We start from the raw sequence: 25,511 nt of genomic DNA, 5'->3' as shown, positions 1-25,511 counted from the left end.
TTCGAATCTCTCCTAAGCGATTAAGCCAAAATTTCTTCGACTGTCTTACCGCGCTTGGCAGCAATTTCAGACGGAGAACGAAGAGCTTCGAGCGCCTTCAACGTTGCACGAACCATGTTGTACGGATTCGTGGAGCCGTGAGCCTTGGCAACAATATTGCGAACGCCCATAGCATCAAACACAGCGCGCATCGGGCCACCGGCGATGATACCGGTACCTTCAGTGGCGGGAAGCAACATAACGCGGGCAGCACCATGATGAGCTTCCACAGCGTGGTAAATCGTACCGTTGTTCAACGGAATACGAACCATGTTGTGGCGAGCGTGTTCCATAGCCTTTTGAACGGCAGCCGGAACTTCACGGCTCTTACCCGTACCCATACCAATACGGCCGTCGCCATCACCAACAACAGTGAGAGCGGCAAAAGCCATAATGCGGCCACCCTTCACAACCTTGGTAACGCGGTTGACCGCAATCATATTTTCACGCATGCCGTCGTCGATAGCGTCGACAGCCGCATTCTTTCCTTGAGCCTTAGCCATAAGTCCCTCTTAGAACTTCAAGCCAGCTTCACGCGCGGCTTGAGCCAGCGCAGCGATGCGGCCATGAAAACGGTAACCAGAACGGTCGAAAGCGCACGTTTCGATGCCGGCGGCTTTTGCCTTCTCGGCCAAACGTGTACCAATCAACTTAGCAGCCTTGACGTTGCCGCCACGGCCTTGTTCATTTGCCAACTGAGCGCGAACTTCAGGTTCGAGCGTGGAGGCAGACACCAACACGCGACCACCATCAGCGCTGATGATGCTGGCGTAAATGTGCAAGTTGGTACGATGAACCGTCAAACGATCCACCTTTTGCAACTTGATGCGGGCACGTGTGGCACGTGCACGACGTAGACGATTTGCTTTTTTATCGATCATTTTTGTCTCCGCCCCGCTTACTTCTTCTTAGTTTCCTTGATCACAACGACTTCGTCGGCATAACGAACGCCCTTGCCCTTATAGGGTTCCGGCGGACGATAGCCACGGATAACAGCAGCGGTTTGACCGACTTTCTGCTTATCAGCGCCCTTGATCACAATTTCCGTTTGACTCGGGGTTTCAGCCTTCACACCAGCGGGCAACTTGTGCACCACAGGGTGACTAAAGCCGAGCGATAAATTCAACGTGTCACCGCTGGCTTGAGCACGGAAGCCCACACCAACCAACGTCAACTTCTTTTCGAAACCGACGCTGACACCCTTGTTCATGTCGTTGACCAATGCACGGATCGTACCGGAAGCAGCGTTGGCTTCACGGCTGCTGTCAACAGCTTCAAAGTGCAAATGATCACCGTCTTGCTTAATGGTCACCAGAGGGTTGAGCTTCAAGCTCAATTCACCCTTCGGGCCCTTCATAGAGATCACACCATTGTCGATCTTGCAATCAACGCCCTTGGTGATGATCACGGCTTCTTTAGCGATTCGCGACATTCTTATCCTCCTCGCCTATTAAGCCACGTAGCAAATGACTTCGCCACCGATGCCGGCTGCGCGGGCCTTACGATCGGTCATCACACCCTTCGGCGTGGAAACAATCGCGATACCCAAACCGTTCATCACTTGCGGAATCGTTTGGTGGTTCTTGTACACACGCAAACCCGGACGAGAAACGCGTTCTAAGCGTTCAATCACGGGACGACCGGCGTAGTACTTCAAACCGACGTGTAATTCAGCCTTACCGTTGTTATCAACAACGCTAAAACCATCAATGTATCCTTCATCCTTCAAGACTTGAGCGATAGCCACCTTCAACTTCGAGGAGGGCATCACCACTTCCGTCTTGTCGACAGTTTGACCATTGCGGATGCGGGTCAACATATCGGCGATCGGATCACTCATGCTCATGATAATCTCCTCGCTTACCAGCTAGCCTTGACAAGGCCGGGAATATCGCCGCGCATAGCGGCTTCACGAATCTTGGTACGAGCCAAGCCGAACTTGCGGAACGTACCACGGGGACGACCCGTCAAACCGCAACGATTGCGCAAGCGGCACGGATTGGCGTCGCGAGGCAACAATTGCAATTGTTGACGAGCTTCCATACGTTCTTCGATAGAACGGGTGGCGTCATTAATAACCGCTTTCAAAGCGGCGCGCTTTTCCGCGAACTTAGCGACCGTACGGGCGCGCTTCAAGTCACGGTTAATCAGTGCGAGTTTAGCCAATTCACCACCTCGATTAATTGCGGAACGGAAAGCGGAAAGCGGCGAGTAGAGCCTTAGCTTCTTCGTCGGTTTTCGCAGTCGTCGTAATAGAAATATTCATCCCACGAATCTTGTCGATCTTGTCGTACTCGATTTCAGGGAAAATGATTTGTTCTTTAAGACCGATGTTGTAGTTGCCGCGGCCGTCAAAAGAGCGACCAGAGACACCACGGAAGTCACGAACACGCGGGAAAGCGATCGTGATCAAACGGTCCAAGAAATCGTACATGCGTTCGCCACGCAAAGTCACCATGCAACCGATCGGCATATTTTCACGGATCTTAAAGTTAGCAATGGCCTTACGGGTCTTGGTAACAACCGGCTTTTGACCGGCAATCTTGGTGAGATCGGCAACAGCGTTGTCGATCAACTTTTTATCGTTAACCGCTTCGCCGACACCCATGTTCAACGTGATCTTCGTGATACGAGGAACTTGCATCGTGGTCTTGTAGCCGAACTTCTTGATCAATTCGGGCACAATGGCTTCACGGTAGAGAGTTTGGAAACGAGACATCGATTTACCCTCTATTAAGCCTTAGCGCCGACAATGCTGCCGTCGCTCTTAAACACGCGAACCTTCTTGCCGTCGACTTCTTTGAAGCCAACACGTTCGCCCTTACCTGTGGCCGGATTCACGAGCATGACGTTCGATTGATCGATCGGCATAACTTTGTTGACGATACCGCCGGTAGCACCCGTCATCGGGTTCGGGCGAGTATGCTTCTTGACAACATTGATGCCTTCGACCGTCACGTGACGATCGTCGACTCGGGAGAGCACGGTACCGCGCTTGCCCTTGTCTCGGCCGGTGATAACGATAACTTCGTCACCTTTACGGATGCGTTGCATCGCGCGTCTCCTTACAAAACTTCCGGAGCCAAGGAAACAATCTTCATGAATTGTTCCGTACGCAATTCGCGCGTAACCGGTCCGAAGATACGAGTTCCGATGGGCTCTAACTTAGAATTAAGCAACACAGCGGCATTGCCGTCAAAAGAGATGGAAGAACCGTCAGCACGGCGCACGCCCTTGGCGGTGCGAACCACAACAGCGTTGTAGACTTCGCCCTTCTTGACGCGACCACGCGGAGCGGCTTCTTTAACCGTCACCTTGATGACATCACCGATGTTAGCGTAGCGGCGCTTGGAGCCGCCTAACACCTTGATACACATCACTGAACGAGCGCCCGTGTTATCGGCCACGTCCAGTTTGCTTTGCATCTGAATCATGATTACCTATTTCCCAACTTATTCCGCTATGCGGATAGTATTGGTCCCGTTATTGGGAGGAAGAACGTTCATCTTATTTCGCAGATCGCCTGCTATCTGCAGGTTGCTAGACAAGACAATCGCCCTTGACGAATACGGTTGAGGCTGACACGAGGTCAACCTCAACCACGAAGCCGCAAGTATATCTAAGAATTAGAAAACTTGCAAGGCCAATTTTATTAGATGATTTCGGCCTTCTTGATAACCTTCGTCACCGTCCAAGCCTTCGTCTTGGAGATGGGACGGGTTTCAGAGATTTCAACCGTATCACCTTCGGTCAAATCGTTGGACTCGCAGTGAGCGTGATACTTCTTAGAGACCAACACAAACTTGCCGTACAACGGATGCTTAACCTTACGTTCAACGAGAACGGTCACGGTCTTTTGCATCTTGTTGCTGACAACTTTGCCGACCAACGTACGTGTTAACGTAGTCTTTTGAGTTTCTTGTGTCATTTCGAGGCCGCCTTTTGAGCGAGAATCGTGCGAACGCGCGCGATATCACGACGCGTCGTGCGCAACTGATTCGGGTTTTGAAGTTGTTGAGTGCCGTGTTGCATGCGCAGTTTAAAGTGCGCTTGCATCAAGTCAGCCAGTTCCTTCTTCAGCGCAGCCTCATCCATGGCGCGCAATTCTTTTGCGTTCATTGCCGTCTCTCCTTACATGCCGATTTGGCGGACAACAAACGTGGTTTTGACAGGCAACTTGGCAGCTGCGAGAGCGAAAGCTTCGCGAGCCAATTGTTCGTCAACCCCGTCCATTTCATAAAGCACACGGCCCGGTTGCACTAAGGCCACCCAGTATTCCGGATTACCCTTACCGTTACCCATACGGACTTCGGCAGGTTTTTCAGAAATGGGCTTGTCCGGGAACACGCGAATCCACACGCGGCCACCACGCTTAATATGGCGGGTGATGGCACGACGAGCAGCTTCGATTTGACGAGCCGTCAGACGACCGCGTTCGAGCGTCTTCAGACCAAATTGACCGAAGGACACATTGGCGCCACGGGTGGCGAGACCATAGTTACGGCCCTTTTGGTCCTTGCGGTATTTGCGTCGATTAGGTTGCAACATCGCTTATTCTCCGTCTTTAGCAGCAGCAACAGCCTTCTTTGCGCGACGAGCGGGCTTCTTTTCAGCCTTTTCGCCGTCAGCTGCTGCGGCTTCCGTCTTCTCTGCAGTCTTGCGAGCACGACGAGCAGGCTTAGCTGCACGTTCGCCGGCGGGACGACGAGAACGACGATCTTCACGTTCAGTCTTTTCTTGAGCCTGGGCTTCTTCACCGAAGTTATCGCCCTTGTAGACCCAAACCTTCACACCAATCACACCATAAGTCGTATTGGCTTCAGAGAAACCGTAATCGATATTGGCGCGCAACGTGTGAAGAGGCACACGGCCTTCACGGTACCATTCCGTACGAGCAATTTCAGCACCGTTTAAACGACCGGCAGACATGATCTTGATACCTTGAGCGCCCAAACGCATGGCGTTTTGCATAGCACGCTTCATGGCACGACGGAACATCACACGCTTTTCCAATTGTTGCGTGATGCTGTCAGCGATCAATTGAGCATCGAGTTCAGGACGACGAACTTCTTCGATGTTGACATGCACGGGCACGCCCATCATCTTTTGAACTTCGTTCTTCAAGACTTCGATGTCTTGGCCTTGCTTGCCGATCACCACACCCGGACGAGCGGAGTAGATCGTGATGCGAGCGTTCTTAGCAGGACGTTCGATCAAAATACGGCTCACAGAGGCGTTGCGCAACTTCTTTTGCAAGAAGGAGCGAACCTTCAAATCTTCACCCAAGGTGCGGGCAAAGTTGCGGCCTTCCGCATACCAACGCGAGGTCCAGTCACGCGTCACGGGGAGACGGAAGCCGGTGGGATTAATTTTCTGTCCCATATTTCACCTTTACTTCTTAGCGTTAGCGTCACCAACGGACACGTAGATGTGGCACGTTTGCTTGTTGATGCGAGTACCACGACCCTTGGCGCGGGCACCGAAACGGCGCAGCGTCTTGGCCTTTTCCACATGGATCTTCGTCACGCGCAATTCGTCAATGTCAGCGCCGTCATTGTGTTCAGCGTTGGCAATAGCGCTTTCGAGAGCCTTCTTGATAATCACAGCGGCTTTCTTTTGCGTGAACGTAAGAATATTCAAAGCCTTATCCACGGGCTTGCCGCGGACGAGGTCGGCGACTAAACGGCCCTTTTGAGCCGAAAGACGAACGCCACGAACAATAGCAGAGGTTTCCATTATCTAACTCCTACTAGTTATTTCTTGTCGGACGCGTGACCCTTGAACGTACGGGTCATAGCGAATTCGCCCAACTTGTGGCCGACCATATTTTCATTAATGTACACCGGGACGTGTTGACGACCGTTGTGGACGGCAATCGTCAAACCGATGAACTCAGGAAGAATCGTCGAACGACGAGACCAGGTCTTCAACGGACGCTTGTCACGGCTGGCTTGAGCAGCTTCGACTTTCTTCATCAAGTGCCCATCAACAAACGGGCCTTTCTTTAACGAACGAGACATTTGGCCCCCTTATTTACGGTTCCGGCGCTGCACGATCATAGCATCGGTGCGCTTGTTATTACGTGTACGATAACCCTTGGTTAATTGACCCCAAGGCGTCACAGGAGCGCGACCCGTACCCGTACGACCTTCACCACCACCGTGCGGGTGATCCACCGGGTTCATGGCAACGCCACGGACCGTCGGGCGAATACCGCGCCAACGCTTGGCACCGGCCTTACCGAGTTCACGCAGACTGTTTTCTTCATTGCCAACCATACCGATCGTGGCACGGCATTCAACGTGAATATAACGAACTTCACCAGAACGCAAACGCACTTGAGCGTATTCGCCTTCACGAGCGATCAATTGAGCAAAGGAACCGGCAGAACGCACCAATTGGGCACCCTTACCCGGCTTCATTTCGATACAGTGAATCGTAGAACCGATCGGGATGTTACGCAACGGAAGTGCGTTACCCACTTTGATCGGAGCTTCTTGACCATTCATCAATTCGGCGCCAACCGTCAAGCCCTTCGGAGCAATGATGTAGCGACGTTCGCCATCGGCGTAAAGCACGAGAGCGATATGAGCAGAACGGTTCGGATCGTATTCAAGACGTTCAACACGGGCGGGCACACCATCCTTGTTACGCTTGAAATCGATAATACGATATGCCTTCTTATGTCCACCACCCTTATGACGGCAGGTGATGTGACCGTTGTTGTTGCGACCGGCGATACGGTTCTTCTTTTCGAGAAGAGCGGCAAAAGGCTTACCCTTGTGCAACTCGGGGCTCACAACCTTAACAGCGTGACGACGACCGGCCGACGTCGGTTTCAATTTGACGAGAGCCATTACTTCACCTCTGCAAAGTTAATTTCTTGACCAGACTTCAAGGTCACATAAGCCTTACGCACATCACTGTGCTTACCGGCGAAACGGCCAAAGTGAGCCGTCTTACCCTTGACGTTGACCATTTGAACGCTTTCGACCTGCACCTTAAAGAGCAATTCGATCGCGGCCTTGACTTCTTGCTTCGTGGCATCAGGAACAACACGGAAAACAACTTGACCGTGCTTTTCACCAACCATCGTGCTCTTTTCGGAGACTACCGGAGCAAGGAGCACCTTCATTAAACGATCTTGGCTCATCATCCCCACATCTCCTCAAGCTGAGCGATCGCATCTTTGGTCACCACAACCTTCTTGTAGAAGATCAAAGAGAGCGGATCAGCATAACGCGGTTCCACTACGAACACATTCTTCAAGTTGCGAGAAGCCAAATAGAGGTTTTCGTCAACTTCTTTGGTGATAATCATGACGGATTCAAGACCCATTGCCTTCAACTTTTGAGCAAAGGCCTTTGTCTTCGGGCTATCGGCTCCGATGGAGTCAACAACCACGAGGCGGCCATCGGCAACAAGCTTGGAGAAGATCACGGCCATGGCGGCACGGAACATCTTCTTGTTAACCTTATGACCGAAGTTTTCATTCGGGGTATTCGGGAAAGCACGTCCGCCTCCACGCCACACCGGAGAACTCGTCATACCGCTGCGGGCACGGCCCGTACCCTTTTGACGCCAGGGTTTCTTGGTCGAATGATGCACGTCAGCGCGCGTCAATTGAGCGCGGGTACCTTGACGGGCGTTAGCTTGGTAAGCCACCACGATTTGGTGAACCAAAGCTTCATTGTATTCACGACCAAACACGGCGTCGGAAGCTGCCAACTTGGCAGTTTCATTACCTTGTTCGTTCAGGACATTCAGTTCCATTGATCGCTCCTTAGGCCTTCACAGCCGGACGGACAATAACCTTGCCGCCCTTAGCACCGGGGACAGCGCCGCGAACGAGCAACAATTGACGTTCGACATCAACGCGAGCCACCACGAGGTTTTGCGTTGTGCGTTGCACATCGCCCAAGTGACCAGCCATACGCTTACCGGGGAACACACGGCCCGGATCTTGGCGGTTACCGATAGAACCCGGTGCACGGGTCGTAACGGAGTTACCGTGAGAAGCGCGGTTGGATGAGAAGTGGTGACGCTTGATAGCGCCGGCAAAACCCTTACCGATCGTGATACCGGTCACGTCAACCTTTTGGCCAACCGTGAACATTTCCACGGACAACGTGGTACCCACCTTCAAATCGGCGAGCTTATCAGCATCGATATGGAACTCTTTGAGCATTTCGCCAGCTTCGACACCGGCCTTAGCATAGTGACCGGAGAGCGGCTTGCTCACGCGAGACGGCTTCTTAGAGCCGAATGCAACTTGAATGGCATTGTATCCGTCGGTTTCTTCCGTCTTCACTTGCGTGACACGGTTGCCAGCCACTTCGAGCACCGTCACGGGAATGGATTCACCATCCTCGGTAAAGATGCGCGTCATGCCGACCTTACGACCGACTAAGCCGAGTTTTTCACTCATTGTTATCTCCACCCCGGCTACGATTGGCCGGGACCATTTTTAAGAAAAATCGTGTCAAAAAATTAAAATATTTTTTCCACGAGAAAGGCGCGATTGTACCTTGCAAATAAAAAGCTTGCAAGTCAATAGCAAAAAATTATTGAACCTTGATTTCGACGTCCACGCCGGCAGCCAAATCCAACTTCATCAAAGCGTCAACCGTCTTATCGGTCGGATCGATGATGTCCATCAAACGTTGATGCGTGCGGATTTCGAATTGGTCACGGCTCGTCTTGTTGACGTGCGGGGAACGCAAAATATCGAAACGTTGGATGCGGGTGGGAAGAGGAACAGGACCGCGAACCACAGCGCCAGTGCGCTTGGCCGTGTCAACGATTTCTTGAGCAGATTGATCAATCAGCTTGTAATCGAACGCCTTAAGGCGAATGCGAATGCGTTGAGATTGCATTTCGTTTTTCCTTTAAAAAAGAACACTAAAGAACAACAGAGGATGCGGAGTTTACCTCCGCATCCTCTGTTTGTCAAATACTTTCAGTTACTAAGTAAGTTTCTGAAATTATTCGATGATCTTGGCCACCACACCGGCGCCAACCGTACGACCACCTTCACGAACAGCGAAACGCAAGCCTTCGTTCATGGCGATCGGGCTGATCAATTGAACCGTCATCGTGATGTTATCGCCAGGCATCACCATTTCGACGCCTTCCGGCAATTCAATCGTACCCGTCACGTCCGTCGTGCGGAAGTAGAATTGCGGACGATAGCCCTTGAAGAACGGCGTGTGACGACCACCTTCGTCCTTGCTCAAAACGTACACTTCAGCCGTGAACTTCGTGTGCGGCGTGATCGTGCCCGGCTTGGCCAACACTTGACCACGTTCCACTTCTTCACGCTTCGTACCACGCAACAACACACCAATGTTGTCACCGGCTTGACCTTGGTCGAGCAACTTACGGAACATTTCAACGCCCGTGCAGGTCGTCTTTTGCGTCGGACGGATACCAACGATTTCAATTTCGTCGCCAACCTTCAACACACCGCGTTCCACACGACCCGTCACCACCGTGCCACGACCGGAGATCGAGAACACGTCTTCAACAGGCATCAAGAACGGATGGTCAACGTCACGCACCGGCGTCGGGATGTAGCTATCCATCGTTTCAGCCAACTTCAAGATGGAGGGAACACCAATTTCAGATTGGTCGCCTTCCAAAGCCAACTTGGCAGAACCCTTCACGATCGGAATTTCGTCGCCAGGGAAGTTGTAGTTGCTCAACAAGTCGCGGACTTCCATTTCCACGAGTTCGAGCAATTCAGCGTCGTCCACCATGTCGCACTTGTTCAAGTACACAATGATGTACGGAACGCCCACTTGGCGAGCCAACAAAATATGTTCACGCGTTTGCGGCATCGGACCGTCAGCAGCAGAAACCACCAAGATTGCACCGTCCATCTGAGCAGCACCCGTGATCATGTTCTTCACATAGTCAGCGTGCCCCGGGCAGTCAACGTGTGCATAGTGACGGTGTTCCGTTTCGTATTCAACGTGGGCCGTGTTAATCGTAATACCACGGGCCTTTTCTTCCGGAGCCGCGTCAATTTGGTCATATGCACGGGCTTCGCCACCGAACTTGGCGGCCAATACCGTCGTGATTGCTGCCGTCAACGTCGTCTTACCATGGTCGACGTGACCGATCGTGCCCACGTTCACGTGGGGCTTGGTGCGTTCAAATTTACCTTTTGCCATTTCTATGGATCCTTTAATTGGTAATTTGTTAAATTGGAAATAACTTTTAAAGTCTACTCTTATTTGGTCTTTTCAGCGATAACTGCTTCAGCAACATTGCGCGGAGCTTCAGCGTAGTGCTTAAATTCCATCGTGTAGGTGGCGCGACCTTGCGTCAAAGAACGCAACGTTGTAGCGTAGCCGAACATTTCAGCCAACGGAACTTCAGCGCGAATAGCCTTACCGCCGCCGGCGATATCATCCATACCTTGGATCACACCGCGACGAGAAGACAAGTCACCCATCACGTCGCCCATCTTTTCTTCAGGCGTTTCAACTTCAACAGCCATAATCGGTTCGAGCAGAACCGGGTTGGCGCGACGCATACCTTCCTTGAAGGCCATGGAGGCAGCCATCTTAAAGGCGTTTTCGTTGGAGTCCACTTCGTGGTAGGAACCGAAGTGCAACGTCACCTTAACGTCCACCACCGGATAACCAGCCAACACACCGGCCTTCAACGTATCTTCCACACCCTTTTGAACGGCAGGAATGTATTCACGGGGAACCACACCGCCCTTAATGGCGTCAACGAATTCAAAGCCCTTGCCAGGTTCTTGCGGTTCAAGCTTGAGCACAACGTGACCGTATTGACCACGACCGCCAGACTGCTTAACGAACTTGAATTCAGCGTTTTCAACCGTAGAACGAATCGTTTCACGGTAAGCCACTTGGGGTTTACCAACCGTAGCTTCAACGTTGAATTCACGACGCATACGGTCAACCAAAATTTCCAAGTGCAATTCACCCATACCGGAAATAATCGTTTGACCAGATTCTTCGTCCGTGCGAACACGGAAGGACGGGTCTTCTTGAGCCAAGCGGTTCAAGGCGATACCCATCTTTTCTTGGTCAGCCTTGGTCTTCGGTTCGACAGCCTGAGAAATCACAGGTTCCGGGAATTCCATGCGTTCAAGAATGATCGGGTTAGCAATATCGCAGAGCGTATCGCCGGAAGTTACTTCCTTCAAGCCCACGGCAGCGGCGATATCGCCGGCTTCGGCTTCTTTGATTTCCTTACGTTCGTTAGCGTGCATTTGCAACAAACGACCGATACGTTCTTTCTTGTTCTTCACGGAGTTCAAAACCGTTTCACCGGAAACGAGCACGCCGGAATAGACACGTAAGAAGGTCAACTGACCAACATACGGGTCGGTCATGATCTTAAAGGCCAACGCAGAGAACGGAGCGTTGTCATCGGCTTCACGCGTAACTTCCTTATCATCCAAATCCACACCCTTGACCGGCGGAATATCAACTGGAGAAGGCAAGAATTGAATCACGGCATCCAACATACGTTGAACACCCTTGTTCTTAAAGGCCGTACCGCAGAGCATCGGTTGAATTTCGCAAGCGATCGTGCGCATACGCAAGCCCTGAACGATTTCTTCTTCGCTCAATTCGCCATTTTCCAAGTACTTGTTCATCAAGTCTTCATTGGCTTCGGCAGCGGCTTCGATCATGTTCTCACGCCACTTTTCGGCGTCAGCTTGAAGTTCGGCCGGAATGTCACCATAGGTGAACTTCATACCTTGGCTGGCTTCGTCCCAAATGATGGAACGCATCTTCAAAAGATCAACAACACCTTCGAAGGAATCCTCAGCACCGATAGGAATCACGATAGGCACAGGATTGGCCTTCAAACGTACGCGCATTTGATCGTACACTTTGAAGAAGTTGGCACCAGTACGGTCCATCTTATTCACGAAAGCCAAGCGAGGCACGTGATACTTGTTGGCTTGACGCCAAACAGTTTCAGATTGCGGCTGAACACCACCCACGGCACAGTAAACCATGCAGGCGCCGTCCAAGACGCGCATGGAACGTTCCACTTCAACGGTGAAGTCAACGTGCCCCGGGGTATCAATGATGTTCAAACGATGTTCCGGGTACTTACCGTCCATGCCACGCCAGAAAGTGGTCGTAGCGGCAGACGTAATCGTAATCCCCTTTTCTTGTTCCTGTTCCATCCAGTCCATGGTGGCGGCGCCATCATGCACTTCACCGAGCTTATGGGTAACGCCCGTATAGAACAGAATACGTTCAGTGGTCGTGGTCTTACCCGCGTCAATGTGGGCAGAAATCCCGATGTTGCGATAACGCGAGATCGGAGTAGTACGAGCCATTATGTTTCCCCTAGTTGGAGACGATGCGTTTTCTCGTTGATTGGAAAACGCATCTGGTTAATCAAATTAGAAACGGAAGTGAGAGAAAGCCTTGTTGGCTTCAGCCATGCGGTGAACTTCGTCACGCTTCTTCATGGCGCCGCCACGGCCTTCGGCCGCATCCAACAACTCACCAGCTAAGCGTTGGGGCATCGACTTTTCAGCGCGCTTCTTAGCCGCTTCGCGCAACCAGCGCATGGCCAAAGCCATACGGCGGACAGGGCGAACTTCAACCGGGACTTGGTAGTTGGCACCACCAACACGACGGCTCTTGACTTCCACGAGCGGGCGGACATTGTCAAGGGCGGTCTTGAACACTTCCATAGCGTCCTTGCCGGTCTTGGCTTCAATTTCACTCAAAGCGCCATAAACGATGCGTTCAGCGACGGCCTTCTTGCCATCGAGCATGATCACGTTCACAAATTTGGCGATTTCAACACTGCCGAACTTCGGATCCGGCAAAATTTCACGTTTCGGTACTTCGCGACGACGGGGCATTTTTTCCTCTTTTCGTAGTCTTCAGTCTTAAACAATGCGATCACTCAATTAGGATCGCGACTTACTCGGTCCTTTCATCACACTAAAACGGATGATGCAGACCGTTCACGGCTACAACGCGCCGCGAATTAAGCTGCCTTCGGGCGCTTGGCGCCGTACTTGGAGCGAGCTTGCTTACGATCCTTAACACCTTGGGTGTCCAAAGAACCGCGGATGATGTGGTAACGCACACCAGGCAAGTCCTTAACACGACCGCCGCGGATCAACACGACGCTGTGTTCTTGCAGGTTGTGGCCTTCACCACCGATGTAAGAAATGACCTCAAAGCCGTTGGTCAAACGCACCTTGGCAACCTTACGCAAAGCGGAGTTCGGCTTCTTAGGGGTTGTGGTGTACACGCGCGTGCAAACGCCACGCTTTTGCGGGCAGTTCTTGAGCGCGGGGCTCTTGCTTTTATCATGCGTGAGCACACGGGGCTTACGCACTAATTGGTTAATGGTAGGCATAAAAGTCCGTATTAAAAATTCTCCAACCAGGCTCTCGCATGGAAGGCAGAATTGCTGGTTTTTAAAACGTCCGAAACTAACGCACAAAACCCCCTTCATCAACGCATAAAATCACGCCAATGATCGGAGGTCCGAAAGTTTTAAGCTTCGGGAGGCTGAGATTTTCGTATTTTTTTCTCTTATTGTCAAGACCTTAAGAGAAAATGCACGAAAGACCCGTGGGCGAGAAATCTCTAAAAACGCCCCTCGGGTCCTCGTTCAGGAGTGCCTCTCGACACTCCCGGCAGATGCTATAAGCACCTTATTCTTCCTTCGTCACCGTTTCAGTTACGATGGCTTCGTCAACAGGTTCCTGCGACGCAAAAGTGGAGCTAAAGCCGGAGGCTTCTTCAGCCTCTGCCGCTTCATTAGCCTTCACAGTCTTGTGATAGGCCAAGCCTGTACCGGCAGGAATTAAGCGACCCACAATAACGTTTTCCTTCAAGCCGCGCAATTCATCCTTCTTGCCCATGATGGCAGCTTCGGTAAGAACACGCGTGGTTTCCTGGAAGGAAGCCGCGGAAATGAAGGAATCTGTCGACAAACTAGCCTTCGTAATACCCAAGAGGACGTTTTCGTACAATGCCGGACGCTTACCAGCCGCAATAGCCTTGTCGTTTTCATCCAACATTTCGGAGCGTTCCACCTGTTCATCACGAATGAACTTCGTATCACCCGGATCCGTAATCTTCACACGGCGCAACATCTGACGAACAATCACTTCAATGTGCTTGTCGTTAATGGCCACGCCCTGCAGACGGTACACATCCTGAACTTCATCGACAATGTAGCGAGCTAATGCTTCGATACCGAGCAAGCGAAGGATATCGTGCGGATCAGCAGGACCTTCAACGATTTCTTCACCCTTTTGAACCACTTGACCATCGTGAACCAGGATGCTCTTATCCTTGCTGATCAAGAATTCGTGATCGGTACCTTCATTGTCGGTAATCACCAGACGTTGTTTGCCCTTAGTTTCCTTACCGAAAGTTACCGTACCCGTCACTTCAGCGAGCACACCGGCATCCTTCGGCGAACGAGCTTCAAACAACTCGGCAACACGCGGCAAACCACCCGTAATATCACGGGTCTTTTGCGATTCAACCGGAATACGAGCCAAGACTTCACCGCGGCCAATCTTTTGACCGTCGCGGACCACAATCAAAGCACCGACCGGCAACTGAATCGTCACACGGTGATCCGTTCCCGGAATCTTCACTTCGTTGCCATTTTCATCGAGCAAACGAACAGCGGGACGCAACGTTTGCGTGCTACCCTTCTTACCCTTGGCACCACCGGCCGTAGAACGTTTCGGGTCAATTACCACGAGGCTGGACAAACCAGTCACTTCGTCGGTCTGACTCATCACGGTTACGTTGTCAACGATGCCTTCAAACTGAACCGTACCACCGTATTCGGAAATAATCGGACGGGTCATCGGATCCCAGGTTGCCAACTGCGCGCCAGCCTTGATTTGTTGATCGGGCTTCGCGAGCAACGTTGCACCGTAGGGCACTTTATGACGTTCACGTTCACGACCGTTATCGCTGATGATGATTTCACCGGAACGAGAAATCACAACGAGATCGCCCTTGGCGCTCGTCACATAACGCATCGCCGAGGAGTAGCTCACTTGACCGTTAACCTTGGCTTCCACAGAGCTTGCCACCGCAGCGCGGCTAGCGGCACCACCGATGTGGAACGTACGCATCGTCAACTGTGTACCCGGTTCACCAATGGACTGAGCTGCGATCACGCCCACAGCCTCACCGACATTGACCAAGGAGCCACGGCCCAAATCGCGACCATAGCACTTGGCGCACAAACCGTAACGGGTTTGGCAGGTGAGCGGCGTGCGAACCATCACTTCGTCAATACCGAGTTTTTCAATTTCGTCGCATTCATCTTCGGTCAAGAGCGTACCGGCCGCAATAACGACTTCTCCCGTTTCAGGATTGACGATATCGGCGCTTGTCACACGACCCAACACACGGTCACGCAACGATTGAATAACGTCACCACCTTCAACCAAGGCCTTCATGCTAACGCCTTGAGTGGTGTGGCAGTCTTCTTCAGTGACGACCAAGTCTTGCGTCACGTCAACGAGACGACGAGTTAAGTAACCGGAGTTAGCCGTCTTCAAAGCCGTATCAGCCAAACCCTTACGAGCACCGTGGGTTGAAATAAAGTACTGCAGTACGTTCAAGCCTTCACGGAAGTTAGCCGTAATCGGGGTTTCAATAATGGAGCCGTCAGGCTTAGCCATCAAACCACGCATACCGGCCAACTGACGAATCTGAGCAGCAGAACCACGGGCGCCGGAGTCAGCCATCATGTAGATGGAATTGAAAGATTCTTGCTTGGTGAGCTTGCCATGACGGTCAACAACCGGTTCCGTGGAAAGCTCTTCCATCATCACCTTACCGACTTGATCGGCCGTACGACCCCAAATATCCACCACCTTGTTGTAGCGTTCGCCTTGCGTTACCAAACCGGAGGCGTACTGAGCTTCAATTTCCTTGACTTCTTTTTCAGCAGCTGCAATCAATTCTGCCTTTTGAGCAGGAACCGTCATATCGCCGATGCAGATGGACAAGCCGCCAATGGTGGACAGAGCATAGCCACGGTCCTTCAAACGGTCAGCAAAAAGTACCGTCGCACGCAAACCGCACTTGCGGAAGCAGGTGTTGATTAAGCGGGCGATTTCCTTCTTCTTCAGCGTACGGTTCAATTCCGCAAAACTCATGCCTTCGGGCAGAATTTCGGACAACAAAGCACGGCCGGCTGTTGTTTCATAACGGACAATCTTTTCGGTCTTCTCGCCCGTCTTCTTATTGACTTCGTATTCTTTGATACGAACCGTACAACGGGTTTGAAGTTCAATCTTCTTGTTGTCCAATGCACGACGCACTTCTGCGACATCGGCAAAGAACATCCCCTCACCCATGGCATTGATACGTTCACGGGTGGAGTAGTACAAACCAAGCACCATGTCCTGGGACGGAACGATGGACGGGTTGCCGTTAGCCGGGAAGAGCACGTTGTTGGAAGCAAGCATCAACGTACGGGCTTCCAATTGGGCTTCCAAAGAAAGCGGCACGTGAACAGCCATTTGGTCACCGTCGAAGTCAGCGTTAAAGGCTGCGCAAACGAGCGGGTGCAATTGAATGGCCTTACCTTCAATCAACTTCGGTTCAAAAGCTTGAATACCCAAACGGTGCAACGTCGGAGCACGGTTGAGCATCACCGGGTGTTCGTAAATCACCTCTTCAAGGATATCCCAAACAACCGGCTCTTGATTGTCAACCATCTTCTTGGCGGCTTTGATCGTCATGGCCAAACCACGACGTTCCAACTTATTGAAGATGAAGGGCTTGAATAATTCCAAAGCCATCAACTTCGGCAAACCGCATTGGTGCAGACGCAGGTACGGACCCACCGTAATCACGGAACGACCCGAGTAGTCCACACGCTTACCCAACAGATTTTGACGGAAGCGACCGCTCTTACCCTTGATCATGTCGGCCAAGGACTTCAAAGGACGCTTGGAAGGACCGGTCATGGCCTTGCCGCGACGGCCGTTATCCAACAAGCTGTCAACGGCTTCTTGCAACATACGCTTTTCATTGCGAATGATGATGTCCGGAGCCTTCAGTTCGAGCAAACGTTTCAGACGGTTATTACGATTGATGACTCGACGATACAAATCGTTCAAATCGGACGTAGCAAAGCGTCCGCCATCCAACGGCACCAACGGACGAAGATCCGGCGGTAACACCGGCAAAACTTCCATCACCATCCATTCCGGCTTAACGCCAGAGCGTTGGAAACCTTCCAAAACTTTCAAGCGCTTGGAGAACTTCTTGATCTTGGCATCAGAAGAAGTATCTTCGAGTTCTTTGCGCAGCGTTTCGACTTCGTGGTCAACGTCAATCGTGCGAAGCATTTCACGAATAGCTTCAGCACCCATCATGGCCTTGAAGTCAGATCCGAACTGCTCAACCTTTTCGAGGTATTCGTCTTCGGTGAGCAACTGACCGCGCTTCAAATCCGTCATGCCCGGATCCACCACGCAGTAGGCTTCAAAATAAAGCACACGTTCAATGTCACGCAAGGGGATGTCCAAAACCATACCCATGCGGGACGGCAAGCTCTTTAAGAACCAGATGTGGGCAACAGGGCTTGCCAATTCAATATGACCCATGCGTTCACGACGCACCTTGGACAACGTGACTTCAACACCGCATTTTTCGCAAACAACACCGCGGTGCTTCAGGCGCTTATATTTACCGCACAAGCACTCATAGTCCTTGACCGGGCCAAAGATCTTGGCACAGAACAGACCGTCGCGCTCCGGCTTAAAGGTACGGTAGTTGATGGTCTCCGGTTTCTTCACTTCACCGTAAGACCAGGAACGAATCTTCTCCGGCGATGCAAGACCAATCTTGATCGCGTCGAAGTGATCGTCCTGATTAAATTGCTTAAACAGATCGATAAGCGGATTCATATCTGTTCTGTCCTTAATTACGTTCGAGGTCGATGTCAATACCCAACGACCGGATTTCCTTCACCAACACGTTGAACGATTCCGGCATACCGGCTTCGAGAACGTGTTCGCCCTTAACGATGTTTTCGTAAACCTTCGTACGGCCGTTCACATCGTCAGACTTCACCGTCAGCATTTCTTGCAACACGTAAGAGGCACCGTAAGCTTCCAGAGCCCACACTTCCATTTCACCGAAGCGTTGACCACCGAATTGAGCCTTACCACCCAACGGTTGCTGCGTAACCAACGAATACGGACCCGTAGAACGAGCGTGCATCTTGTCATCAACCAAGTGGTGCAACTTCAAGTAGTGCATGTAACCGACTGTGACGGGACGATCAAATGCTTCGCCGGTACGGCCATCATAGAGCGTGCATTGCGTCTTAGACGGCGTCAATTGCAGGCGCTTAGCAACATCTTCAGGGAAGGCCAAATCGAGCATCTTGCCGATTTGTTCTTCACTGGCGCCATCGAACACTGGCGTAGCAAACGGCACACCGTTTTGGAGATTTTCGGCCAAACGCATGATTTCTTCATCCGTCAAGCTATTCAAATCTTCCTTCTTGCCCGTTTCGTTGTAGATCTTTTCCAAGAAGGCACGCATTTGAGCCACTTGGCAGCTCTTGATCATTTCACCGATGCGCCAGCCCAAGCCCTTGGCAGCCCAGCCTAAGTGCACTTCGAGCACCTGACCAATATTCATACGAGAGGGCACGCCCAACGGATTAAGAGCGACGTCGGCAGGACGACCGTCAGCCATGTACGGCATATCTTCCACCGGGCAAATCTTAGAGACCACACCCTTGTTACCGTGACGACCTGCCATCTTGTCACCCGGTTGCAGGCGACGTTTTTCAGCGATGTAGACCTTCACCATCTTGAGCACGCCCGGGGGCAACTCATCGCCTTGGGTCAGCTTCTTGCGCTTGATTTCAAACGCACGATCAAATTCGTGGCGTTTGTCATCGAGTTGAGCACGCATATCTTCGAGCAACTTCTGATCAGCTTCATCGACCATACGCAGATCAAAGATTTCAAAGCCCTTCAAGCTTTCCAAATATTCCTTGGTGAGGACACCCTTCTTGAGACCCTTCGGACCGCCTTCGGCCTTCTTGCCTTCAAGTTGGCGAGCCAAACGGGCAAAACCGTCACCTTCTACAATGCGCAGTTTTTCATCCAAATCCTGACGATAGCGCTTGAGCGATTCGTCAATAATGGAGTTAGCACGAGCGTCGCGTTCAACGCCTTCACGCGTAAAGACTTGAACGTCAATTACCGTTCCGGTCATACCGGACGGAACACGCAAAGACGTATCCTTAACGTCACTGGCCTTTTCACCGAAGATCACTCGCAAGAGTTTTTCTTCAGGCGTCAATTGCGTTTCGCCCTTCGGCGTCACCTTACCGACGAGTACGTCACCGGCCTTAACTTCAGCGCCGATTTGCACAATGCCGCATTCGTCCAAACGGGCTAATTGGTTTTCGGACAAGTTAGAAATGTCGCGCGTAATTTCTTCGGCGCCCAACTTCGTATCACGAGCCACCACGGAGAGCTCTTCAATGTGAATAGAGGTATAGCGGTCATCGGCCACCACCTTTTCACTGATCAAAACAGAGTCTTCGTAGTTGTAACCGTTCCAAGGCATGAAGGCCACCAACAGATTTTGACCCAATGCCAATTCACCCATGTCGGTGGAAGCACCGTCGGCCAAAACGTCACCGCGAGCCACAACGTCTCCGCGAGAGACAATCGGACGTTGGTTAATGTTCGTGCTTTGGTTGGAACGCGTGAACTTCTGCAGGTTATAAATGTCAACACCCACTTCGCCCGGGATATTTTCATCGTCATTGACGCGAATCACCACACGGTTGGCATCAACATAGTCAACGATACCGCCACGCTTGGCTTGGACAGCCGTCTTGGAGTCCACAGCCACCGTACGTTCCACACCCGTACCGACAACCGGTTTTTCCGGACGCAAACACGGAACGCCTTGACGTTGCATGTTAGAACCCATCAAAGCACGGTTAGCGTCATCGTGTTCCAAGAACGGAATCAAGGAAGCAGCGGCAGAAACGACCTGCAACGGAGAGACGTCCATGTATTGAACGCGTTCCGGGCTAACCATCACGGTTTCACCGTTTTCACGGGCGCTCACCAATTCTTGAGTCAAGCGACCTTCATCATCCAACTCGGAGTTGGCCTGACAAATGACGTACTTACCTTCTTCAATGGCGGAGAGGTAATCAATCTGATCGGTCACCTTGCAGTCAATCACCTTACGATACGGCGTTTCCAAGAAGCCGTATTCATTCAAGCGAGCATACAAAGCTAACGAGTTAATCAAACCGATGTTCGGACCTTCAGGCGTTTCAATCGGGCACAAACGACCATAGTGAGTCGGGTGCACGTCGCGGACTTCGAAGCCGGCGCGTTCACGAGTCAAACCACCAGGACCTAAAGCGGAAATACGACGCTTGTGGGTAATTTCAGACAACGGGTTGGTTTGATCCATGAACTGGCTCAATTGGCTTGAGCCAAAGAATTCACGAATGGCAGCAGAAATCGGCTTGCTGTTGATCAAATCTTGCGGCGTTAAATTGTCAGACTCAGCTTGAGCCAAACGTTCACGCACAGCGCGTTCCACACGCACCAAACCGGAGCGGAATTGATTTTCAGCCAATTCACCAACACAACGCACACGACGGTTGCCCAAGTGGTCGATATCGTCGACTTCTCCGCGACCGTTGCGCAATTCGACCAATACTTTGACCGTATCGACAATGTCTTCGTGCGTGAGCGTACCCGGACCTTCTGCTGTCGGACGAGCCAAACGAGCATTGACCTTCATACGGCCAACGCGGGACAAATCGTACGTTTCTTCAGAGAAGAACAAACGATTCATCAACATTTCAACCGCTTCCTCTGTGGGCGGTTCACCCGGACGCATCATGCGGTAAATGGCCACGCGGGCAGACATTTGATCCGGCGTTTCATCAATACGCAACGTATCGGAGATAAAGCTACCTTGATCCAATTCGTTGGTATAAATCGTTTGGAAGCCCTTGATCTTGGCTTCACGCAATTTGGCCAACAATTCTTCGGTGATTTCATCGTTAGCGGCTGCCAACACTTCACCGGTTTCGCCATCAATGATGTCTTTGGCCAACACACGGCCAATCAAGAAATCATCGTTGACAGAAACTGTCTTCATATCAGCCATTTGACGGATATGACGAGCCGTGATGCGCTTGTCCTTAGCGACAATCACTTCACCGTCACGGCCTACGATATCGAAACGAGCCACTTCACCCTTCAGGCGTTCCGGCACAAGCGTCATAGAGGCACTGCGAGCGCCGAGCTTAAAGGTATCGAATTCGAAGAACGTTTCAAGAATCTGTTCCGCATTCATGCCCAAAGCCTTGAGCAAAATCGTCACCGGCATCTTACGACGACGGTCAACACGGAAGTAGACGAGATCCTTTGCGTCAAATTCAAAATCAAGCCAAGAACCGCGGTACGGAATCATACGAGCGGAGAAAAGCAACTTGCCAGAGCTGTGCGTCTTGCCCTTGTCATGTTCAAAGAACAAACCAGGCGAACGGTGCAACTGGCTGACAATCACACGCTCAGAACCGTTGATGATGAAGGAGGCTTTTTCCGTCATTAACGGAATTTCACCCATATAGACATCATTTTCACGGATTTCTTTGATCCGGCTCTTGGCAGGATCGTCACGATCGATAATTTCCAAACGAATGCGAGCACGCAAACGGCTTGAATAAGTCAAACCGCGCAATTGGCATTCGGCCACATCAAAAACGGGCTCGTCGAGCGAATAGCTCTCAAAAACCAAACGAGCTAAACCGTTGTGACTGGAGATCGGGAAAATAGACGTAAAAGCAGATTGCAAACCAAAATTCGGATTGCGGTCTGCGGAAGCAACATCGGCTTGCAAAAATTCGGAATAAGACCGAAGTTGCATTTCCAACAAGGAAGGCACTGCGAGAACACTCGGACGAGTCGCAAAACTCTTTCGAATGCGCTTCTTTTCAGTGAACGAGTACGACATGGACACTCCGTTCGACGTGAGATTGATGAAAAAAAAACGATTTCAGCCTAAGTAAGAAAACAAAAAAGAAAGACGCCAAAAGCCGCCCCAGGTATCTATTCAATACCCGAGCGGCGTTTCGGATGGTAAATTTTCAGTCAATCGAATTTTTGCTGCTCACTCAGAAGACTTAGAACTGAATTCTTATCAACTAAAAGAAACTCAGTTCAAAGTCCTCCAACAGAAGGACTTTTTCGGGCAACATCTTTTCAAATATTGCCCGAATTTCGGCAGAACAGCAAGAATTACTTGAGTTCGACCTTGGCGCCAGCGGCTTCCAACTTCTTCTTGGCTTCTTCAGCATCAGCCTTCGGCAAGCCTTCCTTAACAGCCTTCGGAGCGCCTTCAACCATGTCCTTGGCTTCCTTCAAGCCCAAGCCGGTCAATTCGCGAACAGCCTTAATAACGGCGATCTTGTTAGAACCAACTTCAGCGAGAACGACGTCGAATTCCGTCTTTTCTTCAGCAGCGGCGGCAGCACCACCAGCAGCAGGAGCAGCAACTGCAACAGCAGCAGCGGCAGCGGAAACACCGAACTTTTCTTCCATCATCTTGATGAGTTCGGAAACTTCGAGAACGGTCATGGACGCAATTGCGTCGAGGATTTCTTCTTTCGTAAGGGCCATTTTATGACTCCAATAAATTTCGTTTGTTAATTAAAAATTAGGTTAGGCAGCAGCCTTTTCCTTAGCATCGCGAACAGCGGCAACTGTGCGCACCATGCGCGCAGGCACTTCATTGAGCGTGCGAACGAACTTAGCGATCGGTTCGTTCATCGTAGCCATCAACTTAGCCAACAATTCTTCGCGGCTCGGCATCGTGGCGAGTTGTTCAACACCAGCAACGTCCAAGACGTTGTTCGGCATCGCACCGCCCTTGACAATGAGCTTGTCGTTTTTCTTGGCAAAGGAGACTAACACCTTAGCAGCGGCGACCGGATCAGCGGAAAAACCGTAAACGAGGGGACCGACGAATTGGTCGGACAAACCTTCGAACGGAGTACCGGCAACGGCACGACGCACAAGAGTGTTTTTAAGCACGCGCAGTTGGACACCTTCCTTGCGGGCGTTAGCACGCAATTGAGTGACCGCTTGAACGCTCAGCCCACGGTATTCGGCAATAACGATCGAACCAGCGTTGGCAACAATGCCACTCACTTCTTCGATAACTGCCGCTTTATCTTGACGATTAAGACCCACGGTCTGGCTCCACTCAGAGGTACCGAAATTACTTTCGGCACCGGTTTACAAATAACCGGCAACTCTCCGAGAGTCTCGCCTGCCATGCCAAGCGGCACGATCAAACGAAATTTTCTCTCTTCGGTAGCCGTCTGCGCTGGACATCTTGTCAGTCAGTCGGTTTTTGACGTTCACCGACTCTTTCACAAGACAATTAAAACAATTGTTTCGAGGTTCTAACTTTTTCAGCCGTCCAAACACCGAAAGTTTTGTTTCCAGCGGTCTTTGACAGCGGGAAGTAAACTTCCCACCCAAAGCCCTCGAGGCCTCACGACCTCTTTTTGTGAGCCCGATGACTAAATCGGACTCACGGGTAAATGTTATTAAGCAACAACAGTTGAAACGTCAACGCGAACGCCAACACCCATCGTAGAAGAGACAGAAACCTTACGGAGGTACTGACCCTTGGAGGAGGCGGGCTTAGCCTTGACCAACGCATCGATCAACGCCTTCAAGTTCGTTTCCAAGCGAGCAGCTTCAAAGGAAGCACGACCGATGGAGGCGTGAATAATACCGGCCTTATCAGCGCGGAATTGCACTTGACCAGCCTTAGCGTTCTTAACAGCTTCAGCCACGTTCGGCGTAACCGTACCCACCTTCGGGTTCGGCATCAAGCCGCGCGGGCCTAAAATCTTACCCAATTGACCCACGATACGCATGGCGTCCGGAGAAGCGATCACAACGTCAAAGTCAAGTTGACCGGCCTTAACAGTAGCGGCCAAATCATCAAAACCGACCACGTCAGCTCCGGCAGCCTTAGCTTCATCAGCCTTAGCACCTTGAGCAAACACAGCCACGCGAACCGTCTTACCCGTACCTTCGGGCAACACAGCGGCGCCACGAACAGCTTGGTCGGACTTACGGGGGTCAATACCCAATTGAATAGCCACGTCGACGGATTCATCGAACTTGGCGCTAGCCGTTTCCTTAACTAATGCCAAAGCATCAGCAACGGCGTAAAACTTTTGCGCTTCAACCTTGGACTGAGCGGCTTTCATACGCTTGGTGATCTTAGCCATATTACAGTCCCTCCACAGTGATGCCCATGGAACGAGCGCTACCGGCGATCGTGCGGACAGCAGCATCCATATCAGCAGCCGTCAAATCCGGCATCTTCGTCTTGGCGATTTCTTCGGCTTGAGCGCGAGTAATCTTACCCACCTTGTCCGTATGCGGACGAGAAGAACCCTTCTGAATCTTAGCGGCCTTCTTGATCAAAATCGTGGCCGGAGGGGTCTTCATAATGAAGGTGAAGCTCTTATCAGCGTAAGCGGTGATCACCACAGGAATCGGCAAACCGGGTTCAACACCTTGCGTACGGGCGTTGAAAGCCTTACAGAATTCCATGATGTTAAGACCGCGCTGACCGAGAGCGGGACCGATTGGGGGCGAGGGGTTAGCCTTGCCGGCGGGAACTTGCAGCTTAATATAGCCGACAATCTTCTTAGCCATTTGAGGTTTCCTTTTAGGTTCTAGCGCCTTTACAGATCTCTCTGCTCAGGCTCCCTAGTGTTTGTTTAACAAGAAAGAGCGCGATTATGCCACCGAATTTCTCAAAAAGCAAATTCTTGTCATAACCACGCGAAAATTAAATTTTTTCAACGCCGCTAAACGAAATGTCCACAGGTGTTTCACGACCAAAAATTTCAACCGTGACACGCAGGCGGCTGCGATCGTAATCCACTTCTTCGATGCGACCATTGAAATCGGCAAAGGCGCCCTCTTTAAGACGAACGGTTTCACCAACTTCAAAACTAATCTTGGGACGCGGTTTTTCAGCGGTAGCTTCTTGAGTTTGAAGAATCGCAGCGATTTCGTGATCGGCAAGAGCTGCCGGACGATTGCCGCCCAAGAAGCCGGTTACACGAGGCGTATTCTTAACCAAGTGCCATGTGTCGTCATTCATAACCATATGCACCAACACATAGCCGGCATACATACGGCGTTCGGTCACATAGCGGCGGTTATTGCGGGTTTCGACCACTTCTTCAGTCGGAACCAAAACTTCGCCGAACTGTTCAGGGAATGCGCAACGACCGATTCTTTCTGTCAGCGCTCTTTGCACACTCTTTTCCATGCCAGAATAAACGTGCACAACATACCAGCGCATCTTCGGTGCAGCAACCTGTTGTTGTTCTTGTATTTCAGTCATACGCAG

The 25,511-nt window shown here is 51.4% G+C and carries 30 protein-coding genes; all 30 read right to left on the bottom strand.

Annotated features, from left to right (window positions below):
• Positions 1–20: 20 nt before the first annotated feature.
• On the bottom strand, positions 21–542 hold the full coding sequence (gene rpsE / locus M3080_RS02315) for a 30S ribosomal protein S5 (protein ID WP_022472415.1): 522 nt from the start codon (positions 540–542) through the stop codon (positions 21–23).
• Positions 543–551: 9 nt separating this feature from the next.
• Positions 552–920, bottom strand: a complete 369-nt coding sequence (gene rplR / locus M3080_RS02310; protein WP_022472416.1) for a 50S ribosomal protein L18 — start codon at positions 918–920, stop codon at positions 552–554.
• Positions 921–937: 17 nt separating this feature from the next.
• On the bottom strand, positions 938–1,471 hold the full coding sequence (rplF, locus tag M3080_RS02305; protein WP_022472417.1) for a 50S ribosomal protein L6: 534 nt from the start codon (positions 1,469–1,471) through the stop codon (positions 938–940).
• Between the two features lie 18 nt (positions 1,472–1,489).
• A complete protein-coding gene (gene rpsH / locus M3080_RS02300; protein WP_022472418.1) occupies positions 1,490–1,885 on the bottom strand; it encodes a 30S ribosomal protein S8 in 396 nt (131 codons plus the stop codon).
• A gap of 14 nt (positions 1,886–1,899) precedes the next feature.
• The gene (gene rpsN, locus M3080_RS02295) at positions 1,900–2,205 is read right to left on the bottom strand and encodes a 30S ribosomal protein S14 (protein ID WP_022472419.1); all 306 of its coding nucleotides are present in this window, start codon (positions 2,203–2,205) and stop codon (positions 1,900–1,902) included.
• Positions 2,206–2,218: 13 nt separating this feature from the next.
• Positions 2,219–2,758, bottom strand: coding sequence for a 50S ribosomal protein L5 (rplE, locus tag M3080_RS02290; RefSeq protein WP_022472420.1), 540 nt, complete (start codon positions 2,756–2,758; stop codon positions 2,219–2,221).
• A 14-nt stretch (positions 2,759–2,772) separates the two neighbouring features.
• Positions 2,773–3,093 carry a 50S ribosomal protein L24 gene (gene rplX, locus M3080_RS02285; RefSeq protein ID WP_022472421.1) on the bottom strand — a complete coding sequence of 107 codons (321 nt, stop codon included), beginning with the start codon at positions 3,091–3,093 and terminating at the stop codon, positions 2,773–2,775.
• 11 nt (positions 3,094–3,104) lie between these two features.
• A complete protein-coding gene (gene rplN, locus M3080_RS02280; protein WP_022472422.1) occupies positions 3,105–3,473 on the bottom strand; it encodes a 50S ribosomal protein L14 in 369 nt (122 codons plus the stop codon).
• A 218-nt stretch (positions 3,474–3,691) separates the two neighbouring features.
• Positions 3,692–3,967, bottom strand: a complete 276-nt coding sequence (rpsQ, locus tag M3080_RS02275; RefSeq protein ID WP_022472423.1) for a 30S ribosomal protein S17 — start codon at positions 3,965–3,967, stop codon at positions 3,692–3,694.
• Complete coding sequence (gene rpmC / locus M3080_RS02270) at positions 3,964–4,158, bottom strand: 50S ribosomal protein L29 (RefSeq protein WP_022472424.1); 195 nt, start codon at positions 4,156–4,158, stop codon at positions 3,964–3,966. The genes rpsQ and rpmC overlap by 4 nt, the downstream gene beginning before the upstream one ends.
• A gap of 12 nt (positions 4,159–4,170) precedes the next feature.
• Positions 4,171–4,587, bottom strand: coding sequence for a 50S ribosomal protein L16 (rplP, locus tag M3080_RS02265; protein ID WP_022472425.1), 417 nt, complete (start codon positions 4,585–4,587; stop codon positions 4,171–4,173).
• A 3-nt stretch (positions 4,588–4,590) separates the two neighbouring features.
• Positions 4,591–5,421, bottom strand: coding sequence for a 30S ribosomal protein S3 (gene rpsC, locus M3080_RS02260; RefSeq protein ID WP_022472426.1), 831 nt, complete (start codon positions 5,419–5,421; stop codon positions 4,591–4,593).
• A gap of 9 nt (positions 5,422–5,430) precedes the next feature.
• A complete protein-coding gene (gene rplV / locus M3080_RS02255; RefSeq protein ID WP_205050165.1) occupies positions 5,431–5,778 on the bottom strand; it encodes a 50S ribosomal protein L22 in 348 nt (115 codons plus the stop codon).
• A 14-nt stretch (positions 5,779–5,792) separates the two neighbouring features.
• Entirely contained in the window at positions 5,793–6,059 is a 267-nt protein-coding gene (rpsS, locus tag M3080_RS02250) for a 30S ribosomal protein S19 (protein ID WP_022472428.1), read from the bottom strand.
• Positions 6,060–6,068: 9 nt separating this feature from the next.
• Positions 6,069–6,896: a 50S ribosomal protein L2 gene (rplB, locus tag M3080_RS02245; RefSeq protein ID WP_022472429.1), complete on the bottom strand. Its 828-nt coding sequence runs from the start codon at positions 6,894–6,896 to the stop codon at positions 6,069–6,071.
• Entirely contained in the window at positions 6,896–7,192 is a 297-nt protein-coding gene (gene rplW, locus M3080_RS02240; protein ID WP_249091784.1) for a 50S ribosomal protein L23, read from the bottom strand. The genes rplB and rplW overlap by 1 nt, the downstream gene beginning before the upstream one ends.
• Positions 7,192–7,812, bottom strand: coding sequence for a 50S ribosomal protein L4 (gene rplD, locus M3080_RS02235; RefSeq protein WP_022472431.1), 621 nt, complete (start codon positions 7,810–7,812; stop codon positions 7,192–7,194). Before rplD ends, rplW begins: the two co-directional genes overlap by 1 nt.
• Positions 7,813–7,822: 10 nt before the next feature.
• Entirely contained in the window at positions 7,823–8,467 is a 645-nt protein-coding gene (gene rplC, locus M3080_RS02230) for a 50S ribosomal protein L3 (protein ID WP_022472432.1), read from the bottom strand.
• 136 nt (positions 8,468–8,603) lie between these two features.
• Entirely contained in the window at positions 8,604–8,915 is a 312-nt protein-coding gene (gene rpsJ, locus M3080_RS02225; RefSeq protein WP_022472433.1) for a 30S ribosomal protein S10, read from the bottom strand.
• A gap of 108 nt (positions 8,916–9,023) precedes the next feature.
• Complete coding sequence (gene tuf / locus M3080_RS02220) at positions 9,024–10,214, bottom strand: elongation factor Tu (RefSeq protein WP_249091705.1); 1,191 nt, start codon at positions 10,212–10,214, stop codon at positions 9,024–9,026.
• Between the two features lie 59 nt (positions 10,215–10,273).
• Positions 10,274–12,376 carry an elongation factor G gene (gene fusA / locus M3080_RS02215; protein ID WP_022472441.1) on the bottom strand — a complete coding sequence of 701 codons (2,103 nt, stop codon included), beginning with the start codon at positions 12,374–12,376 and terminating at the stop codon, positions 10,274–10,276.
• A 66-nt stretch (positions 12,377–12,442) separates the two neighbouring features.
• Positions 12,443–12,913: a 30S ribosomal protein S7 gene (gene rpsG / locus M3080_RS02210; protein ID WP_022472440.1), complete on the bottom strand. Its 471-nt coding sequence runs from the start codon at positions 12,911–12,913 to the stop codon at positions 12,443–12,445.
• Positions 12,914–13,041: 128 nt separating this feature from the next.
• Positions 13,042–13,419, bottom strand: coding sequence for a 30S ribosomal protein S12 (gene rpsL / locus M3080_RS02205; protein WP_022472439.1), 378 nt, complete (start codon positions 13,417–13,419; stop codon positions 13,042–13,044).
• A gap of 301 nt (positions 13,420–13,720) precedes the next feature.
• On the bottom strand, positions 13,721–17,965 hold the full coding sequence (rpoC, locus tag M3080_RS02200) for a DNA-directed RNA polymerase subunit beta' (protein ID WP_249091709.1): 4,245 nt from the start codon (positions 17,963–17,965) through the stop codon (positions 13,721–13,723).
• 13 nt (positions 17,966–17,978) lie between these two features.
• Positions 17,979–22,076, bottom strand: a complete 4,098-nt coding sequence (gene rpoB, locus M3080_RS02195) for a DNA-directed RNA polymerase subunit beta (RefSeq protein WP_249091708.1) — start codon at positions 22,074–22,076, stop codon at positions 17,979–17,981.
• 284 nt (positions 22,077–22,360) lie between these two features.
• Positions 22,361–22,741, bottom strand: a complete 381-nt coding sequence (rplL, locus tag M3080_RS02190; RefSeq protein ID WP_022472610.1) for a 50S ribosomal protein L7/L12 — start codon at positions 22,739–22,741, stop codon at positions 22,361–22,363.
• A 42-nt stretch (positions 22,742–22,783) separates the two neighbouring features.
• Positions 22,784–23,314, bottom strand: a complete 531-nt coding sequence (gene rplJ, locus M3080_RS02185; RefSeq protein ID WP_022472609.1) for a 50S ribosomal protein L10 — start codon at positions 23,312–23,314, stop codon at positions 22,784–22,786.
• 362 nt (positions 23,315–23,676) lie between these two features.
• A complete protein-coding gene (gene rplA, locus M3080_RS02180) occupies positions 23,677–24,372 on the bottom strand; it encodes a 50S ribosomal protein L1 (protein WP_249091707.1) in 696 nt (231 codons plus the stop codon).
• A gap of 1 nt (position 24,373) precedes the next feature.
• Positions 24,374–24,805 carry a 50S ribosomal protein L11 gene (gene rplK / locus M3080_RS02175; RefSeq protein ID WP_022472607.1) on the bottom strand — a complete coding sequence of 144 codons (432 nt, stop codon included), beginning with the start codon at positions 24,803–24,805 and terminating at the stop codon, positions 24,374–24,376.
• Between the two features lie 136 nt (positions 24,806–24,941).
• Positions 24,942–25,505 carry a transcription termination/antitermination protein NusG gene (gene nusG, locus M3080_RS02170; protein WP_249091706.1) on the bottom strand — a complete coding sequence of 188 codons (564 nt, stop codon included), beginning with the start codon at positions 25,503–25,505 and terminating at the stop codon, positions 24,942–24,944.
• Between the last annotated feature and the right edge of the window lie 6 nt (positions 25,506–25,511).

The organism is Parasutterella secunda (assembly GCF_023336895.1).
In the GTDB taxonomy this organism is placed as follows: Bacteria; Pseudomonadota; Gammaproteobacteria; order Burkholderiales; family Burkholderiaceae_F; genus Aphodousia; species Aphodousia faecalis.
The sequence above is the reverse complement of the archived record's forward strand: the minus strand, read 5'-3'. Positions and strand labels throughout refer to the sequence as shown.